Annotated in this window: 12 protein-coding genes; 6 read left to right on the forward strand and 6 right to left on the reverse strand. The window is 56.1% G+C overall.

Annotated features, from left to right (window positions below):
- Positions 1-97: 97 nt before the first annotated feature.
- Together OSO_RS0101530 and OSO_RS0101535 are read right to left on the reverse strand one after the other, a co-directional pair.
- Positions 98-1,567, reverse strand: coding sequence for a DUF1501 domain-containing protein (locus OSO_RS0101530; protein ID WP_010581820.1), 1,470 nt, complete (start codon positions 1,565-1,567; stop codon positions 98-100).
- Between the two features lie 49 nt (positions 1,568-1,616).
- Positions 1,617-4,730: a PSD1 and planctomycete cytochrome C domain-containing protein gene (locus OSO_RS0101535; protein WP_010581821.1), complete on the reverse strand. Its 3,114-nt coding sequence runs from the start codon at positions 4,728-4,730 to the stop codon at positions 1,617-1,619.
- A gap of 575 nt (positions 4,731-5,305) precedes the next feature.
- Here OSO_RS0101535 and OSO_RS0101545 point away from each other — a divergent pair.
- The 3 genes from OSO_RS0101545 (at position 5,306) to OSO_RS47315 (ending at position 10,345) form a co-directional block, all read left to right on the forward strand.
- On the forward strand, positions 5,306-6,256 hold the full coding sequence (locus OSO_RS0101545) for a hypothetical protein (RefSeq protein ID WP_157604942.1): 951 nt from the start codon (positions 5,306-5,308) through the stop codon (positions 6,254-6,256).
- 2 nt (positions 6,257-6,258) lie between these two features.
- Positions 6,259-8,229: an AAA family ATPase gene (locus OSO_RS0101550; RefSeq protein WP_010581823.1), complete on the forward strand. Its 1,971-nt coding sequence runs from the start codon at positions 6,259-6,261 to the stop codon at positions 8,227-8,229.
- Between the two features lie 127 nt (positions 8,230-8,356).
- Complete coding sequence (locus tag OSO_RS47315) at positions 8,357-10,345, forward strand: FtsK/SpoIIIE domain-containing protein (protein ID WP_010581824.1); 1,989 nt, start codon at positions 8,357-8,359, stop codon at positions 10,343-10,345.
- Between the two features lie 115 nt (positions 10,346-10,460).
- Here the strand turns inward: OSO_RS47315 and OSO_RS0101560 are convergent, their stop codons facing one another.
- Positions 10,461-10,739, reverse strand: a complete 279-nt coding sequence (locus tag OSO_RS0101560) for an XkdD/Y8K6 family phage-associated protein (protein ID WP_010581825.1) — start codon at positions 10,737-10,739, stop codon at positions 10,461-10,463.
- A gap of 150 nt (positions 10,740-10,889) precedes the next feature.
- Positions 10,890-13,142, reverse strand: a complete 2,253-nt coding sequence (locus OSO_RS0101565) for an RNA polymerase sigma factor (protein ID WP_010581826.1) — start codon at positions 13,140-13,142, stop codon at positions 10,890-10,892.
- A gap of 514 nt (positions 13,143-13,656) precedes the next feature.
- On the opposite strand from OSO_RS0101565, the gene OSO_RS0101575 reads away from it, so the two are divergent.
- Positions 13,657-14,541, forward strand: a complete 885-nt coding sequence (locus tag OSO_RS0101575) for a carbon-nitrogen hydrolase family protein (protein ID WP_010581828.1) — start codon at positions 13,657-13,659, stop codon at positions 14,539-14,541.
- Positions 14,542-14,676: 135 nt separating this feature from the next.
- Here the strand turns inward: OSO_RS0101575 and OSO_RS0101580 are convergent, their stop codons facing one another.
- Positions 14,677-15,093 (reverse strand): VOC family protein, encoded by a 417-nt coding sequence (locus tag OSO_RS0101580; protein ID WP_010581829.1) that lies wholly within the window; start codon positions 15,091-15,093, stop codon positions 14,677-14,679.
- Between the two features lie 187 nt (positions 15,094-15,280).
- On the reverse strand, positions 15,281-17,527 hold the full coding sequence (locus tag OSO_RS0101585) for a hypothetical protein (RefSeq protein WP_010581830.1): 2,247 nt from the start codon (positions 17,525-17,527) through the stop codon (positions 15,281-15,283).
- Between the two features lie 728 nt (positions 17,528-18,255).
- Here OSO_RS0101585 and OSO_RS0101590 point away from each other — a divergent pair.
- Together OSO_RS0101590 and OSO_RS0101595 are read left to right on the forward strand one after the other, a co-directional pair.
- On the forward strand, positions 18,256-19,098 hold the full coding sequence (locus tag OSO_RS0101590) for a hypothetical protein (RefSeq protein WP_157604944.1): 843 nt from the start codon (positions 18,256-18,258) through the stop codon (positions 19,096-19,098).
- A gap of 321 nt (positions 19,099-19,419) precedes the next feature.
- Positions 19,420-19,815, forward strand: coding sequence for a VOC family protein (locus tag OSO_RS0101595; RefSeq protein WP_010581833.1), 396 nt, complete (start codon positions 19,420-19,422; stop codon positions 19,813-19,815).
- Positions 19,816-19,856: the final 41 nt, after the last annotated feature.

Genomic DNA, 19,856 nt, shown 5'->3' on the forward strand with positions numbered 1-19,856 from the left:
GCCGCTCTGTTCTGACAAGTTCTCGAACATCGCCCGCAGGCTCAGTGGCCTCTTCGCAGCGCGTTCCTCGATTCATCAATCCAGCTTGGATGATTCACTAAGCGAGAATTTCGTGCACGATCTTCCCATGCACGTCCGTTAGACGGAAGTCTCGCCCCTGTGCCCGGTAGGTCAATTTTTCATGATTAATGCCCAGCAAGTGCAAAATCGTGGCGTTCAGGTCGTGGACGTGAACAGGGTTGCTCGTGATGTTGTAGCTGAAATCGTCTGTTTCCCCGTGCACCATTCCCGGCTTGATCCCGCCGCCCGCCATCCACATCGTGAAATTGCGTGGATGATGATCTCGGCCGTAATTGTCTTTGGTCAGTGTTCCCTGGCTATAAACGGTTCGTCCAAACTCACCGCCCCAAATCAGCAACGTATCTTCCAGCATGCCGCGCTGCTTCAGATCCTTGATTAGTGCCGCGCAAGGCTGATCGCAGCCCTTTGTCAGTTGGCGAATCTGCCCCGGCAGACTGCCGTGGTGATCCCAACCACGCAAAAAGACCTGGGTAAAGCGGACACCACGTTCTGCGAGTCGTCGGGCCAGTAGGCAGTTGTAGGCAAACGAACCTGGCTGAGTCACTTCGGGGCCGTACATGTCGAGAACATGCTTGGGTTCCTTCGAAATGTCTGCCAGTTCCGGAACCGAGGTCTGCATCCGAAACGCCATTTCGTATTGAGCGATACGCGCCGCAATTTCGGGGTCGCCGACTTCCGCCAACCGCTGCTGATTGAGCTCCCCCAAGCCGTCGAGCATCTGACGACGGACATTGCTGCTGACACCGGGTGGGTTGGTCAAATAGAGGACGGGATCACCCGATGATCGCAGCGACACGCCCGAATGTTTCGTTGGCAAGAAGCCGGACGCCCACATGCGGGAAAACAGGGCTTGGTTCATGCCGCCTGTTGCGAGACGCGAAATCAGCACGACGAACGATGGCAAGTCTTCATTTGGACTGCCGATTCCGTAGGACAACCAAGCCCCCAGCGAGGGGCGTCCTGGCAGTTCGCTTCCCGTGGTCATGAACGTAATCGCGGGATCGTGATTGATCGCATCGGTGTGCATCGACTTCACGATGCAGATATCGTCCGCCACGCTCGCCATTTCCGGCAGCAGTTCGCTGATCCAGGCTCCATGCTGGCCGTGCTGAGCGAACTTGAACATTGACGGTGCGACCGGGAAGCGGGCTTGTCCCGAGGTCATGGTCGTGATCCGCTGGCCGTTTCGCACGGACTCTGGCAGGTCTTTATCGAAGTACTCTTCCAGTTTGGGCTTATAGTCCCACAAATCAAGTTGCGAAGGGCCGTCCGCCATGAACATCCAGATGACCCGCTTCGCCTTCGGCGCATGATGCAGTGCGGGCATCATGCCGAACGTCTGGCGTTCGCCGTCGGCCGCCAGATCACTTGCAAAAATGCTGGGGTTCATGCAGGCCCCCAGGGCTGCAGCACCCAAGCCTGTCGCTGATCGGCCGAAGAAATGTCGCCGAGTCATCGCCAGTTTGTATTCGAGAATTGGATCCATGGCAGGTTCCTGATCGTGTAATCGGTCAAAAGGCATCGCGATGCGAAGCCTATTTCGTGATGGTTTCGTCGAGGTTGATCATAAGGTTTGCGACCATGGTCCACGCTGCGTACTCCAGTGGATCAAGCGTGGTGTTTCGCGGAGAATCTCCGTAGGCCAGCAGATGCTCGGCCGATGCAGGATCGGCCGAGAACGCGGCTCGTTGCTTCTCCAGCGATTTCAGCAGGACTTCAAGCTCTTTTGCAGTGGGCGGACGAGCCGTAACCCAGCGGAAGCCGTACGTCATCTTGGCGTCTGGGGTCTGTCCCCCTTCCACCATCATCCGTTCGGCCAGTTTTCGCGCGGCATCAATGTATTGACGGTCGTTCATCAGTGCCAATGCCTGCAGTGGCGTGTTTGTCCGCGGCCGACGAACCGTGCAGTTTTCGCGCGACGGAGCATCGAACGTCGACATTGATGGGGGCGGTGCCGTCCGTTTCCAGAACGTATAGAGACTGCGACGATACAAGGATTCGCCCGCGTCCGGTCGAAACTCTCGCGTATTGCTGCCGACAAAGGCGACCGCCTCCCAGATTCCTTCCGGTTGATACGGCTTCACGCTTTTTCCACCCGAACGTTCGACCAGCAGTCCGCTGGAAAACAGGATCGAATCGCGAATGACTTCCGCATCAAATCGGAAGCGGGGACCGCGTGCGAGCAGCAAGTTCTCGGGATCACGCGTTTGCAATGCATGAGGGACGTTGGCTGACTGCCGGTACGTGCCAGACATCAACATCAATTTGTGCATTCCCTTGATGTTCCAACCCGTACGGATGAATTCCGTCGACAGCCAATCCAGTAGTTCTGGATGGGTTGGCCAGGTTCCTTGTGCACCAAAGTCTTCAGCCGTTTTCACGAGTCCGGTTCCGAAGAACTGCTGCCAGTAGCGATTGACGATCACGCGCGACGTCAACGGATGATTCGGCGCGACCAGCCATTTCGCCAGGCCCAGCCTGTTATTCGGAGCTCCTTCCGGCAGCGGTGGCAGAATCGACGGCACGTTCCGCTCGACCTTTTCACCCTTTTTGTCATACGCACCGCGAATCAGCACGAATGTATCGCGCGGCTGAGCCAAGTCTTCGCTCACCATGGTGGCGGGAATCGCCGCATCCAAATCCTTCTTTTGCTTCTCAAGTTCCGCCGATTTGGCGAACAGGGGCGCGAAGATCGCTTTCGTTCCGATATTCACGTATTGGACGAAATAGTTCTGCAAGACTTTCTGCTGGTCGGCATTCCGCGTGCCCGATTCGACCTTCAACGCTTCCTGCACGGGGCCGGGCAATGCTTTGTTCGGGACGGGTTGTTCCGACCGTTCCCAAGCGATCTGGGAATCAAATTCGGTGGGTTTTGAGACCGACAATGTGACCGCACCTGCTCGGTCCCAGTAGCACGTTCCGCCAAATTGCGTAAAGGCCCAACCATTCAATTGAACACCGGGAAGAAGTCCAACATCTGCAGCAGAGACCTCAAGGCGTACCCACTCACCCATCTTGGGCAGCGGGCCAGCCAGGCGTTTTCCTGTCGAGTTCTTCGCACCAAATCCGATTGCGTCCTCGTCGCCCCAGTTGATGCGATGGTCCCAGGTCCCATCGTTGAACTGAAGCATGATCGATTTCGGCGGGTTGGTGGGATCGAGATAAACATACGCGAACAGCGTGTCGCCCTCACCAATCTTCAGACCGGGATTCGCCCCGGTGAAGAAATGTTGTGACAATGCGGTCGCCGTTCTCTTCGATGCCTTTTCGCCCGAGTACACAGGTCCTTCGCCTTTGGTGATAAACGCCCAAGGGCTATCGCCTTGAAGTTGTGCTCCTGCGGGCAAGTTATCGTCATCAATCCAGACCACTTCACGCCGCAAGACGGCGAGTGCATCGGCGGCCGGTTCGGCGCCTTGAAGCGGGTCGACGTAGTTGATTTTCGAAAGCTCGGCGACGAGGGTCTGCTGAACCTGCGATGATTCGTCATTGAGGCCCTTCTGACGTTGTTTCTGTTCGTCATTGGGAAGCTTCAGCAGGGGCGGAGGTAACAAAGCGTTCCCATCCATCGCCTGATCGGCCATCGAATAGAAGTACGAGTACAGCGAATAGAATTCTTTTTGAGAGACGGGATCGAATTTGTGGCTGTGGCAAACGGCGCATTGCAGCGTCAGGCCCAGGAACACGGTTGAGAGCGCTTCTGTCCGGTCAACCGCGTATCGCACCAGGACCTCGTCATCGATCGAACCACCCTCGCCGGTGGTGACGTTGCAGCGATTGAAGCCCGAGGCAATTTTTTGTTCGACCGTAGCGCCAGGGATCAAGTCACCACCCAACTGTTCAATTGCGAACTGGTCGAAGGGGAGATTGCGATTGAAAGCGCTGATGACGTAGTCGCGATACGGCCAAAGCGACCGTTCGTTGTCCAAGTGCAAGCCGTGTGTGTCACCGTAGCGTGCGGCGTCGAGCCAGATTCGGCCCTGGTGTTCGCCATAGCGGGTCGACGCGAGCAGCCGGTCGATGACACGTTCGTACGCTTGTTGTGAGTGGTCAGCCAGAAACGCGTCCACCTCGGCGGGTGTCGGTGGCAAGCCGGTCAAATCGATCGTCGCACGGCGAATCAGCGTAATCTTGTCCGCTTCCGGCGACGGTTCGAGTGATTCATTCTCCAGCTTCTTCAGAATGAACTGATCGATCTCATTCCGCACATAATTGGTGAATCGAGTTGCCGGGGCCATGCGCCGCTCGGCAGCGAGAAACGACCAGTGCCCCTGATATTCAGCCCCTTCGGCGATCCATTGTTTCAGGATTTCCACTTCGGCAGGAGTGAGGCTTTTCCCGCTATCCGCGGGCGGCATTTTTTCATCGGGATTGGACGAGGTGACCCGTTCCAGCAAAGTGCTGGCGGCTGCGTCGTGTGGCACGATTGCGGTATGGCCCGATTCCAACTTGGCGATGGCATCATCGCGCTTATCCAGCCGCAGACCGGCTTGAAGCTGGTTCTTGTCAGGGCCATGACAGAGATAACAATTGTTCGACAGAATCGGTCGAACATCGCGATTAAACTCAATCTTGCGATCCGCGGCATCGAGAACCGCAATGCAGGAAAGCGACGTGAGCGCAACAATGACAGCGAAGCGAGGCTGCATAAGGCACATCCTGGTTTCAGGACCGAAGGCAGAGGACGAGGCAGGTAGGAGTCCGGCAGGTAAATTCCGGGGCAAGCCATCGATCAATGACAACCGATTCGATGGGAAAAGTCAAACTGGAACTCGTCCAATTCACCATTAAATACAGCGGAAACGCGCGGGCGACGTAACGGCCAATTGATCTTTGTTCGACGGTCCGGATGGGGGGGAGTCGGAATCAATTCCGGACTCGATTTGCACTCACATTTGGCCCGACCACCACCCTCCCCCCTAATCCCATGATTGAATGAGCAACGGCAAAGTCAAGTCGCCTTCATAAGCTCTTACCACAATAGATGAAAGTGATTGACGGGGCCTTCCTCCGATTCCTGATCCGGGTGATTTGTCGCATTCTCCAAGAGCTGCCCCGCGGTGAAACGATGCTTTCTGAAGCCGTCGCGTGGTTAAATTTGCATCAATCCTTGTTTTCAAATCCCCGACAGGTATTGTGTGTACACTGCGCCCAAAGGGAGGCGCGATTTGCGAAGGCACCTGTGACGATCGGATGTCGGATTCATTGCATCCCGGAGATCGAAATGACAGTGACCACCGTCGAACAATGCAGTGTTGAACAACTGGTTGAAGCCATCAATCGTCGCAAACCATCGGGTCCAGTCTCTCTCAATCTCATCCGCAAAGTGTTGCCCAAGCCGATACGCCAGTGCGACGAGGCACTGGCCGAGGCCCTTCGGATCGGGGCCGTTTGGAAATATGGCGCAGTTCGCCGCATTGACCAGTATTGGACGGAACCACCCGCGGAATATGCCTGGAAATTGGTTGAGCAGAAGCTGCAAAAGAACCCCAGCGGAGTGACCCAGAAAGAAATTCAGAAGATCGCGACGAGCCCGGTTCTGTCCGGAGTCCTGGATGCTCACGACTGGATTGCGTCGCTCTCGTCGAGCGGCCGTCTCTTCGCGCAGGTTCGTGTAGGAAAAACTCGAAAGGAAATCTTTACGACGGATCAGTACGACTTCGTGGATCGCCTGATTGATCAGGCGGTCGCGAATCTGAAGGATCTCGCCGAACAAAATCAATTGACACTCGGTGCCGTGATGGAACGAGCACTCAAACGTCTATCAAGCGATTGCGGCATGAACGCGGAAAAGGTTGAGACGAGGCCTCAGTCGGCGGCTGTCGATTCGAAGCCGCCAGCCACGTTCGGTCATTTGCTCGAAACGGTTTCGACAAGTGAGGAGGATTCAACACCGGATTCTGAGGTGCGTGAGCAGATTTTGCAGGCAATGCGAGACATTAATCCCCGCGCGGACGAAGGCAGCCCGGTGCTGATGCATGAGTTGCGGCAGCGGTTGGACTTCCAGCAGATTGAGAAACTTCGATTCGACCATATTCTGCTCGACCTTTATCGGGCCCAGCAGGTCCTGCTGTTTAAGACCAGTTCGGCACAGCTCACGAGCGACGAGCGGCACAGCTTCGTCTCTGACGCTGACGGCAACTTCTATAACGCAGTCACCTTCTGGAGGAAGTAATCATGGCAGTTGCCGAGATTGCCGAGGCGTCATTATCGACTCCGCTCCGGAATCCCTTTCGGGGATCGGTCCTGGGTGATGCATGGGTGGTTGGCGATGACCGAAGTGACGTCACCACGATTCATCGGAAAACCTTCGAAAAATGCTGCGAAGCAGTGGATTGGGTTCGCCACGGAAACAGTAGTGCCGGCATCGTAATTCATGGGGAAGCGGGCAGCGGCAAGACGCACCTCATCCGAAGACTGCGACATCAATTCACGGACCGGTCGAAGCATCCCACGCTGGAACGGATCAGTCAGTCGTTCGCCTACATTCCGTTGAACACGCATTACACATCGTTGGCACGGCACACTCGCCGATGTGTCGCCGTCGATCTCATGCGAACGCCGGGCAAGGGCCCCTCACAGCTTGAGCGATTGGTTGTCACGCAATTGATGAGTGTTGCCGACGGAGCGGGCGACCTCGGACTCTGGTGGGAAAATCTCCGTGAAGAGCATGACGCTGAAATTGACGATCTGCTGTTCGCACTCGGTCAACGCGAACATCTCTCGCCGACATTTCTGCGGGTGCTGGGGCACTTTGTTCGCAATCGCCATCGTCTGGAAGTCGCAGGCTGGCTTCGCGGTGACCCACTAACCGATCTTGCGTATGAGCGGCTTGAGATCGCTCCTGAAGACCCCGATCGCGACCCCGAGGAAATCGCGCGGCGGATGCTGTCGGATTTGATGAAGCTTGCCGGTCCCGAGATCCCGCTGGTTCTGTGTTTTGATCAGGTCGAGGCGTTGCAGAACGACCGCACTGACACACTGCCCTTTTTCGCTTATGCCCAGCTTTTGGTGGATTTGTATGCCGCCGATACGAATCTCGTGCTGATCTCGTGTATGCAAACTCAGTTTGCGCAGGAAATCAGTGCCGCCATTCCGGAATATGCCTGGGCACGAATTCTCAGTTTTGCGACCTGTAGTCTGCCTCCGCTCGACGTCATCCAGGCCCGCGCCCTCCTTTCATCCCGCCTGAATGGGGATGGCCAGATTCTGCCGCTGACGGACGGTGATCTGAGCGCGATCGTGGGACGCTTGGGTTTTGCGCATCCCCGCGCGCTCTTGGACCGGGCGGCACGCCGGTTCGACCAGATTGCAGGACGGATTTTCCCATCGAACAATCCGACGTTGCCGGAATGGCTGGCTCAAGAGTGGGAACAGCGGTCAGAACAAGCGGCACGAGAGAATCAACCCGGGTCCACTGGCGAGACGCTACGGCATGGAATTCCGCTGTTGATCCGCGCGGTCGAACCGCAGTGGACGACGGGGGCTCATCCGAACAAATCGGCGCTCGATTACATCCTATCGGGTCCGCAAAAAGAGGCTCAGGTGGGAATCAAGATTTGCGACGACGATGGGCGCCGGTTGTGGGGGCAGTTGCGGACGCTGAACGATGCCTATCCGTCTCAGTTGGAGCTGCACAAACTGGTCCTGCTGCGGGATGAACGCACGCCGATCAGCAAGACTGCGGTCCAGACACTGCAATTCCTCGATAAGCTTGAGCGTAAAGAAGCCGTGTTCTACCGCGTTCCTCCCGAAGCGCTGATTGCACTGGATGCATTGCGGCGGTTGATGGCGGAATCACAAGCGGGGGATCTCGATTTTGAAGGGTCGGCCGTGCCTCCTGAATCGGTCATTGAATGGCTGCGTCAGAATTTGCCGGGGGTTTTGAAAGAGATGTCCGACCTGCTGGTGACTCCCCACGATGTCGAGCCCTCGCCATCGCAAGTTGATCTGCTGCAGGAGTTCCTGGCAGATGCATGTCTGACGTCCATCTCAAAGGCCGCGACAAAATTGAACGTCTCTGAACAACAACTGCTGACCACTGCGTTCAGCCGTGGCGACCTGTTTGGCGTGGTAAGCGGCGAGCCAAGCGTGGTCTTCTCGATGCGTGCCGGCAGCCAGTGCCTCACATTCCCATCCAGTGAGTAACGCAGCGCCTCTGTGACCGAGAATGGCGGTCGCTTAAGAGTCCAAGCATTGAGGACGAGCTCGCAGCACCACACCAGTGGCACACGATCCGAACAACAAGGCGTGACAGAACGCGAGAGGTTTGAACATGGCCGTGACCCTGACTGTTTCCGAAATTCGCCGCGCGCTCAGCCGAGCAGGTGGTCAGCCGGGCGACGGAGCTCCCTCGACAGCGGGCATCGGCACCCTGTTTCATCGAATTCTCAGTGAACTGCTCCGTCCCGACTCGCCGTGCAACGTCGAAAGCGTGGTCCGCCCGCTGGATGCCGACCTGTCGCTGTGGCGAAAGACATTGACGCGGCATGCCTATGATCAGTTGCTTGGTCCTCTGCTGACGCAACAGTCTGCAGGATTGCAGTCGCATGGCGATAAAGTGGAGAGTCTGTGGATTGCGGTGTGTGAAGCCTGCGACCTGCTGGCCGAGATGTGGTGGGAGATCACCGCCCAGGGGCGGCAGCCCGCAGATCAGCGAAGCTGGTTTTTCGCGGAACAGCAGGTGGTGCGGGAAATCCAGCAGGCAGGCTGGCGCGAACCGGTTGCAATCGTCGGGCAAGCCGATGCAATCGTTCGCGTGCCACAGAAAAGCCACTGGTGTGTGCTGGAATGGAAACTCGGCCGCGCCTCGCCCGAAGTCGATCTTGGTCAGGCGTGCCTTTACCACTTGATTCTTGAGAACCTGACGGAGATCAATGCGAAGTCGGCACTCGCGCTGATCAGCTTTCGCCCCGAACGAACCGAGACCGTATTCGAGCAGTCTCGTCTCGTCGACGCACAGCAGAGATTGATCGACTTGATCGGACATCTGGCGGGTGTTGCCCCCGGTGCCAATCGCAGTGTCGCCCGAAACGACGGTGCCACTCAGGTCGGATCGAATCAGACGGGTGCGAATCAGGTCGCAACGTCTCGTTCACTCGCGCGATCCGAGCAGCCAATTCCTGCGGAGATCAGGTTCAAAGTGACCACAGAGCCGCCATTGCAGAGTTGGGCAAACGAGTTGAAGGAAGTCCTTTTGCGGGCGCTCAAGCAGTCGGGCGCCGGCTGTCGCGAGTTGAAACCACCGAGCATCGGTCCGACCTTCGCTCGATATTTCGTCTTTCCTGAGCGTGGAGTGAGTGTTCGTCGTGTCGCCTCGCAAGCCGAGCAACTTCATCTGTATCTTGGTCTCGAGTCACCTCCCAATATTGCGGTCGTCGATGGTTCGATTGCGATTGATCTTCCTCGCCCGGATCGAGTTTCAATTCCGTTCTCTGAGCTTTCTCGACATTTGCCGTCTACTGACGGACTATTGGGCTGCTCCAAGATTCCCATCGGAGTTGATTTGAGCGGCGATTGGGAATGGTGTGATTTGGCGGGTTCCGAAAGTGCGCACATGCTGGTGGTGGGGACTCCTGGTAGCGGTAAGAGCCAATGGCTGCGTGCAGCGCTTGCCTCGCTGCTGAGCACCAATCATCGCGAGACGCTGCAACTTCTCCTGATCGATCCCAAGCAGAATGCCTTCCAATTTGCCCGAACATCTCCATTGCTGCGGCAGCCCATCGTGGTCCCGAATCCAGATGACAACGTGAGTGAGATTCTGGAAGGGCTGATTTCAGAAATGGAATCTCGCAACCGTCTGTTCGCGACCGCAAGCTGCCAAGATCTGACGCAATATGTCCGCCACAGCGGAAGCTCGATGCCCCGGATCGTCTGCATGTGTGATGAATATGCAGACTTGCTATTGCAGGCGGAACGTCCCGAGCGCGCGGCGATCGAGAGAGCTCTGAAGCGATTGGCCGGCATGGGGCGATCCGCGGGGATTCATCTGATTCTGGCGACACAGCAACCCCGTCGTGACATTGTGACTCCCGCGATTAAATCGCTGATCGGAGCCAAGATCGCATTGAGAGTCTCGTCACCGATCGAATCGCGCGTCGCGCTCAATGAAAGTGGAGCCGAATGCCTTCTCGGAAATGGAGATCTGTTGTATCAATGTCTCGGTTCACCCCGCCGGCTGCAAGGAGCCTGGTTGCCGTCGGATGAAGAACGAATGTTCGGAACCGTAAACCACGAACCCTTGGAAATTCCAAGGGCAATATGAGAGCCGATTGGATTTGCGACGCGGCAGCTCTTGATGATTCTCGATCGTATCAAGGTATGTTTCAACGCGGACGTCATTCCTGTGGCAAAGGCACACCAAATCCGCTTCCTCCGACTCAGGTCATGCCGCCTTTTGCCTTCGCGATCGCGCTCCGTGCTTTCATAAAACAGAGATCAGAAACGGGAGTGCCGGTTTCATCCCAACGCACCAGCATTTCAAGTGCCTCCAGCAAGTCGGGGGCGGCTGCGATGAGTTGCGCATTCTCGATGGTGTTGCAATCGATGAATTCAGAGTCCTGCAATTCCGTGAGAGGCTTGTCGCCGACCGTCGAAACGCAATCCTTCTCATCACCTACAACAATCCAATGGCGCGAAGCTTCGTCCGCGGTTGTCATGCGTTCCTCCTGTCATTGCGTGGCGTATCCTCGCGATGCTATTCAAGAAGATGACCTGAAACCACTCAATGAGAGCGTCGCATTCGAGTTTTTGCGAATTCGCGACAACATGCGGCACAGCACTGAGCGAGACAGCCGTCTTGCGAGTTGCTATGGCGAGCCCAATAGCAGCTCTGGCGGGCCATTGGAAAGGTCTGCGGATTCCAATTGGTGTCTGATGGCAAGGATCAGTTGATCATTCGAGGTCAGCGGTTCGCGGACTTTCTTTTCGAAAACGACTGTCACCAGATAGTCCTTTTGAATTGCAGTGGCACCGTAGACCGCGGCAATCGCTCGCGCCTCCGCGGCTGAGGCGCATACGAACGTATGGCTGAAAACGGGTTTTTCTGCATTCGATACGACCTTGAAGTATCTATGTACAAAAAATGCATTCACGCTTTTGAGTTCCGGCGGCACGGGCTGTTCGAATTGTTCCAACCATCTCCGCTGCGTTTCCATCCAAACAGAGTCGGAACGAACATCGATTTGCGTGGGAGGTGCTTCCAGAACGATCGGAAAGGTGTGACGAGCATCGTCGCGCTGCATGTACGCAACGGGAATTACGCGTGGGACCACTGCGGACATTACTCGGGCGTATTTTCGGCGGAGTTCTTGAACCGCTTCTTGAGCGGCGAGTTCATGTGCGGTCAACGGCTGTTCTGCGGGGCGTTCCGGTGAGGGAGGCATCATCAACGCCAGATAGTCACCGTAACCGATCGCCGTCAGCCCCCCTGCCGACAACCCAATCCCCACGGCGAGAAGGAAGACGTAGTTCCAGCGGACGAGGCGATCTCGTATTCGAAACAGGAACGAGAAAAATCCGATCGCGGAAAACAGAGCGAATCCGCCGCTAAGCACGACGGAAACCGGAACCATACGCACATAGGGTTCGCGCAACACAGAGACGGAAATGATTGCCGACAGCAGTGCATTGGCAAGGAACGCGATCGCTCCCGCAAGAAAGAGCATCATGAATACAAATTGGAGATTGGAATGACGCGGTGGACGATCGGCCTGCTCACTGTCCGCGGAGCGGATTCTCGACTGAGAATCGTTCGATCGAGAACGCCATCGCGAAGTCATGGCATACGCGAAAAATGTGACGCTGCCAGCGAGGTTGCACCAGGCGATGAGGTGACGGATCCACGACGTCCTCTCTTCGGGATTGTGGATGGCTGCCCCTGCAATCAGGAATGAGACACTGAAGATGACATACGCCATCGCGGTGGCGACCATTTCCCACGTCTCATGGATATGAGGTTGATTAAATGTCTCCGCGTTTGTTTGACGTAAATTGGATCGAGAATACCAGACTCGAATCCCTAGCCGGAGTGCCGGAATCAGGCCGAAGACGGTTCCCATGATTGCCATGCAGCTCGGCTGAACCCATTGAATCGGGTTATTGTGGATCCCCGCGAATGCGACGAGGTTGAGGACGCTCGCGACCCACAACCAAGCGGCGAGCCGGCTTTTCCAGTCGCGAGGAGGTACCGTCCAGGTCCATCGTTTGAACGGAAACGCAGGATGAGACCAAGGATCGATGCCTCCGAGAAGTTCCGTCATGGCGGCCTTGAACCATTTGGGCGGAAATACGAAAGCTGCGACTTCGACGACAACCAGGAGAGCGAACAGCCATCCCTCGCAAATCAGATAGAACAGGAGATTCCCTGCGGTCGCAGCACACGTACTGAGGAATAGCCCGAGAGTCGACGTCGAGGACTTTGTTGCGGTCCAGCCCACGCCGGCCAAACCAATCTTGGCTGCCGTCTCCGTCAACGTCGCTGGTGCACCGCTCGCCGAACTGTGGCCAAGAACGGTGATGAGCGCCGTGACGCTCGTGATAACACCCATTCGGCGCAATTGACTTCGGACGTCGTCCAATCCCTGTGCCAGCCGACGCGAGACCGTGGATTGATCAACCCCAAGGCGCTGGGCGATCTCGGCCTGAGTCTTACCTTCTAAATAATGGCTGACCACAATCTGTCGCAACTGCTGATCGAGTCCATCGACGGCTTCGTCGATGAGCGTTTGAAGTTCGGAAAAGTCTTCGGTCTCTCGCGTGGGCGTGATTGCCGCATCAAACGAGAGCCGCTTACGGTCTTGCTTCCGCGATCGGATCAGGTTGAGGGCACGGTTGGTTGCGGTCGAATGCAACCAACCCGCCACGGATGTCCGAATCGTTGACGCTTTGCGAGCCAGTTCCAGAAAGCAATCCTGTGAAAGATCCTCAGCCGCATGGGGGTCACCGGTAATTCTCAGGCCAACGGCATAGACCATCCCGCCAAGTTCCTCGACAAGCGCGCGAAAGCAGGCGGGATCGCCAGACAGGGCGTAGTCCCGAAGCAGTTGCTCGCTTGTCGTCATGACGAGGTCCTTCGAATTCGTGCTGTGAGCGTCTTCAACTGACAGACACGAGTCTTGTCCTCACTATGCAAAGAATATTTGAATCGGAGTTCGACATTTGAATGACCGGCGCGATTGTGTTCGCGCATGTCGTCAAAGGTTGACAGTCGCTTGCCGATGGCGCAAGAAAAGAAGCCGCGTTCCATGTGTTGCGGTTCATTTCTTCGTTACGCAACTCCCGCTTTGCGAAGCATCTTGCGCTCATCTTTCCCGTCGTCCGGAAAAGTGGATTGGAACCCTCGTGCACATTTCTGATGTACAGAATGCATTGCCAACCAGGAGCTTGGCAACGAGGAATTCTGGATGGAATTCCGTACTGCTTGCCGCCTGACTTAACTGAGCCTGAAACCGTTTGTGAAAGTCCCTTCCCATTTCCGCCAAGGAGACTTATACATCCACTTCCCCTCGGATGTCTTGGAGTCGCGGGAACTAATACTCGAATTCACACGATACGTATTCCCAGGTCACCACATTGATGCTGAACAACGTCCGGATCGCCGCCGTCGCAGTCGACACTCAACCTGGAAACCTGTCTGACAATCTGCGGAAGATCGCGTATTGGACAAAGAAAGCAGCGGCCGCGGGGGCGAACCTGATTCTGTTCCAGGAACTGTCTTTGTCGGGGTTCATCCCGAACCACCCCACGGGTGATCATGACAAGTGGGTGCGAGAAGCGTTACAGGTCGGTCGGAAGATCGCAGAGCCCGTGAATGGCCCAGCCGTCAGACAATTGTCGCAAATCGCTGCCGAATCCGAAGTGTTGATTTCGGCCGGAATGTTCGAGGACGCTGGTAACGTCCTGCACAATACGCAGGTCCTGGTCGGAGGCAAAGGCTTGCTGGGATCGTGGCGAAAGATGCATGTTCCTATGTACGAAATGCCATTTTACTGCGGTGGCGGTGTCCCCGACGTGGTCGACACGCCCTTGGGCCGGGTCGGTGTGAACATCTGTTTCGACGTTCTGTTACCAGAATCGACGCGATTGCTGGCCGTGAAGAACGCGGAAATCGCCCTCTTTCCGTTTGCGGCCGATCCACCACCAGTGACACCCCAAGGTTGGGCCAACTGGGCTTCGCTACCGATCAGGTCACGCTGTGCTGAAAACGGAATCTACGGCGTTGCTTGTAACTACGTCGGGACGGTGACGTGTGCTGGCGTCAGTCAGTCATTTCCGGGTGGAGGGATCATTGTCGATCCTCGAGGTCAAATCATGACCGAGTGGACTGCCGCGTCTGGCGAACCAGGAATGCTGATCAGCGATCTGTCCGCGGAGGTTTTGCGTGAAGCGCGCGCCGAGCCGGAATACCTGTATCGCTTCCGCCGACCGGAGCTTTATGGATCGCTCGCCAACATCTCGTGAATTGGGCGTCGACCGCAGATGGGGCAAGGATTTGGTTGGCCCTTGGGACTGCCAAGCTGAAGCACAGAAATGCCACGGTCCGGCCAATTGGGAGCCCGCAACAAAATACGTGGGCCGTATGTGGTTGGACCGATTTCAAAGACCTTCGGGCTGATCGACTGGCTGCTGAAAACAGAGACAGAACTGGTCCGGGTCGCGTGCGTAGACCTGTCGCATTCCGTATGAGGTCGTCTGAGGCGGTTCCACAGGCCAGTGCTTGTCGCACAGCAATTCATAGAATGCGTCGACATCCTCACAATTCAAGAACAGTGTGGTGTCTGCGTGCGCGATAGAACGTCCCGCGTCCGGTTGTGCGGGCCGCTCGTGTTCCTCGAAGGCCGAGTTCAACATGAGCGTCGCGCCGCCATTCTGGAGCATGGCCCAGAAAAGTGGCTTCGCAGGATCGGATGTCGACACCACGGCGAACTCGAGTACGTCGCGATAGAACGCGATCGACTTCAGAATGTCGAAAACCTGTAATAGTGGAACGGCAGACTGGATCGCGCCGGACATCTGGTTCTCCTTAGACGAGATCGTACCGGATTTCGATCGTTCAGCTATTCGAGACACAGACCGTCCCGTCACGCCATAACAGGCTATCGCGGCAAAATTGTGACGCCAGGATTTGATTCCACAAAAAAACGCAGCCGGAGAATGAACCCCGGCTGCGTTTTAAGCTAATTCAAATCAAATCGACTGTTCAGTCGATCGAGATGGCGACCCAACCATCGACCAGTCGGATCTTTGTCACGTAAGCCACAAGAGTCTTCTCAGGAGCTTTGAACTCAATCTTGCTATCGACAGCACGGTCAGGCAGAACGGATTGAATCTTCTTGCGAACAACCGCATTAATCTGGATACCGCCGCCTTGGCCTTCAGCCGCTGCAACGATCACGTTTCCGCGTCGTGCATTGATCTTCGTGCCTTCCACGTCGAAGGCAATCGGAACGGTGATTTCTCGCGTTGGGATATCGTCCTGGCCTTCACGTTTGAAGCCAGCACGAATCACAATTTGGAGTTCGCCGTCGACGATTCGCAGTCGGATTGGATCTGAGGCCGCGAAGATGATCGCGCTCAGTGACTTTTCTTCTTCACCTGGTTTTTCATCAGCAGGCAAGGCGCTCGGATCGGCCGGTGGTGCTTCGAACTTGAACGGGCGATTGAGTGCCTTCGTCAGGAACTCTTCGATCTTGGTTCGCAGTTCCGCTTCGGTCAGCGTCTGGCCTGCAATCCCCATTTGATCGATCGCATTGTTCAAAACCGTTTCGTGCAACAGTGCCGTTGCGCCGGTGGCGGTCATCAGGCTGCTTTCGGGGACATCTGCACCGATTTGATCTTTCGACATCAGTCGTGCATTCATCGTCAGCAGGCGATCCGTTGACTGATAGCTGTAGCTATCTGGGAACAGTCCGGCATTTCGCAGTCCGCTGAACAACTCGCGATTGAGCTGGTCGCCGGCTGAGGCAAATGACGAGTCCACTTCGCTGTTGAATCGGGGCAGTACGCCATCCTGCACTCGGCTGGCAGCAATCGCTTCAGCTTCGCCACGTCGCTTTTCAACTTCACCAGCCGCAATGCGGTTGGCGATTCCGCCGAGAATCGGCACGCCCGAAAACTGGGTCGCGATCCCGGTTGTGGTATTGTGAGGTGAAACGCTGATCGTTGCGGGCCGCGTGCTGAATCGATCACCGTCAAAGTTAATTTCTTTGGACGCCGTAAAGGTGTGGTTGCCAAAGGTCCAGACGGTGGCCTGTGGTGTCACGCCTTGCGTGTTCGACTGAATATGGCCGTTCAAACGCAGATCGAACCGCGCAGTGTTGTTGCTTGGTTTCAAGTCGACGTTGACCGTCGTATTGGTGATCTGGCACCCACTGACCGTCGCTCCGAGAACGCAGTCTGAAACCGGTCCGGTTTCCTGGCGATTCTGCGACATCAAACGGTTCAGGAAATCTTCGGTAACCAGCAAACGCAGGTTGTAATTGAACAACCGATTCTGCAGCGATGACGCGACACGCTCGCCACCATCGGCCGAGACGAAACGCACTCGGGCAAACGCATGTCGCAGATCCGAGGCCTTTTCGCCCGTGGTTGCATAGGTATCAACGGCAGTCGCCAGTGACTTGAACTCGTTCCGCAACGACTTCATAGCTTCATCAGCGTTCGACCAGGCGGCCGAACTAACGTACAGGTTGACGGCGTTCGCGTAGGATTCAAATGCGGGGCGGCTGGCGAATTCCTTTTGGCTTCCGTCCAGCAGATAGCTGCGGCCCAGCAGGTTGGCCTGTGAGGTTTTTGCAGCTGCGAGAGCGGCTGGACCTTGAGGATCAGCCGCCAGGGCCGTCTTGACGTCTTCCACTTTGAAGTACGAGAGCCACAGCGAGCCATTTCCGATCGTCGACAGGTACCGTTCCAACCCATCAATATTCGACTGCAGTTCAGCGGCGCGCGTCTTGATCTTGCTGCCGGTCTGCTTGACATCGTGGAATTCGAGCGTATCCAGGGTGGCTTCGGCAAGTTCAATTCGCATCGACAGACTGTTATGCAGTGCGGTCAGCGGATTGTGCAGCGAGGCATAGCGGGAATCGTCGAGCGCGCGTCGCATCACGTCGAGCTTGATCTTCAGATTGCCCAGCGCCTGACGCTGTGCATTCGCGTCTGTGCTGTCGATCTTCGAATAGAAGTCGGCCACTGCTGCGGAGGCACTCTTCGACCATTCTGCCCAGTTGCCGTCGAGCTTGGCGAATTCGCCTTCGCTCAAGTCTGCGGGGGGACTCGCTGGAAAGATTCCACTCAGGCCCGTGCCCGAAAGCTTCGCAGCGTCTTCGACGGCAAAAATGCCCGTCGCGGCCAAGCCAATGACACTCAGCAGTGCGAAACTGTGAGCCAGCTTGTTTTTTCGCCAATACCGTTCAGACAACCATGATGTCCGAGTCTTCCGCTCCGTCATGAATCCGCTCCATTCAAAATGCTATGTTTTGTTCCAAGGTGGTCGACTGCCTGCCGATCAAACCTGGATCACGCGCCCATGACGGCAATTCCATTCGCCAGCGCTGTTTATCGTCCACGATCCCTCTGGACACGAGTGCGACAGGTTGAAACTCATCGACGTGCTGGGATGACGATCCCACCAACGGGTAAAACCTACGTCAATGGAACGAATTTCCCAATCGATACATTTCGCCGTTCCCCCGCAGTTTACATGCCGCGATGATGGGGTTCAATGAACGCGATGGACAATTGTCGTAACTAAGTCAAGAGGAGTTTTCGGGCAGGGTTTCGCAATTCGCACGAACGGAATCTCAACACAATCGAATTCGTTCTACCGATCTCGCCATGACACTCAAAGAGAGGCGGGATTGCGAGAACGGCCTACTTACTGCAAACAGGCGCCGGGACGACCCGTCGTCGGTGGGAACGCTGATCGCATCACAAAGGCGATCGTTGTTTGGAATCGGTTTCACTTCGCGTCCGGAAGCAACTTGATTCGCCAAGGCGGCAGAGTCAGCCGAACACGATCAACTTTGCATAAATTGCGCGATCGCAGTGCTCGGAATGCATCCAACTCGCCTTGTTCGACAATGCCTCTAGATTTACCGTCCCGCGCAGGCTGCTCACGACTTTCAGGAATCAGTCGAAACGGGATGGTGAACGGAAGTGAAGTCAGGCGGACGAAACATGAAAATGTGGCATCGAGCGATTTGGGCGGTCGTGGGGTTCTGGTGTGTCGCCAGTGCGGCGGTCGCGCAGGATATTCGGGTCTATACTCAAATTTACGATCGTTCGAAGGCCACGACGTCAAGGGGCGCGGCGCCGGTGCTGGTCGCCAAGAGCCTGATGTTGTTTCACGCGGGCAAGGTCTACGATCTGATTGATCCAGGGCAAGAGGTCACAATCTACGAACCGGCGCTCAGCCAGTTCACAGTGCTCAATTCGCAGCGACAGTTGCGCACGGAACTCAGTCAGTCCGAGATCCGCCGTTTTCTGGGAATGGCTGAGGCCGAGGTGCGTAAACATTTGGGAGCCCCGTTCGACGATTCGTCAAACGTGTCGCGAAAAGCTGTCGAGATCCTACAATTCCAATTGCGGCCAAACTTTGAAGTCACCTTCGACGAGGCGAAATTGCATTTGTCCTTGCACGCCCCTGAATTCCAATATGTGGTCGAAGGAACCGTGCCAAAGATCGAAAACGTGACGGAAAAGTACCTGAACGTTGCGGACTGGACGGCGCAGCTCAATTCGGTACTTCATCCGCAGTCGCTTCTACCAGAGCCTCGGCTGGCTCTCAACCAGGAAATGCGTCAGCGTGGAATTGTCCCCAAATCCGTTGAATTGCGAGTCGGGGCGAATCCGGAAGTGCATCTGGTCGCGAAGCACGATTGGACTTGGGGCTTGTTGGAAACCGATCGGCAACTGATCGCCGACTGGGAGAAGCAACTGCAAGACCCCAAACTCAAGCGACTGTCGTTTCAAAAGTTCCAGCAGGTGATGCTGACGACTGAAACGGCGAAACGTCGCTAACGGGTCGTTCAGACCGTACGACCAGAATCGACTGCCGTGCACACACCATGCGCGGTCGGTGGCACTCGTCAAAGCAGAGCCCCCGTGAACGTGCCAGATCGGTTGACGAGCGATTTCTGCGGCGGTCTCGTCGTTCGCTTGACGTGTCGGTGCCGTGATCCGTCAGTTCTGATGTCATGGTGTCAACTGACAACTTTCATGCTGATGGCTACCATTAAGTCGATAACAGCCTCGATTCGTGTTGTTGGGAGGATGGTTCCACGCTCGTGGACTCGTTCGACGGGCCATTGAGCGATTCTCGTTACCGGGGAATAACGCACCATGGCACACAGTACGACTCCATTTCTGATGTTCGAGGGCAAGGCACGTGAGGCGATGTCGTTCTACGTCTCGCTCTTTAAGCGGTCTGAGATTCTTCTGGATGAGGCCTGGAAGGTCGGCGATCTGGGTCGACCAGGGTTGATCAAACGCGGCGAATTTTCGCTGAATGGTCAACGGTTTATCTGCTTTGATTCACCCGTTCATCATGACTTTCAGTTCACGCCTTCGATCTCGCTATTCGTAGAGTGCGAATCCGAATCCGAACTCGACACGGTATTTCAGCAGCTTTCGGAGGGTGGGCAAATCTTGATGCCGCTGGGAAACTATGGGTTTAGCACCAAGTTCGGCTGGCTCAACGACCGCTTTGGTGTCTCGTGGCAGCTGAATCTGACGTGATCCGCGGTCATGGACGAGCCGTTTCGTTGCCGACGCCGAGT

This window comes from Schlesneria paludicola DSM 18645 (assembly GCF_000255655.1).
Classification (GTDB): domain Bacteria; phylum Planctomycetota; class Planctomycetia; order Planctomycetales; family Planctomycetaceae; genus Schlesneria; species Schlesneria paludicola.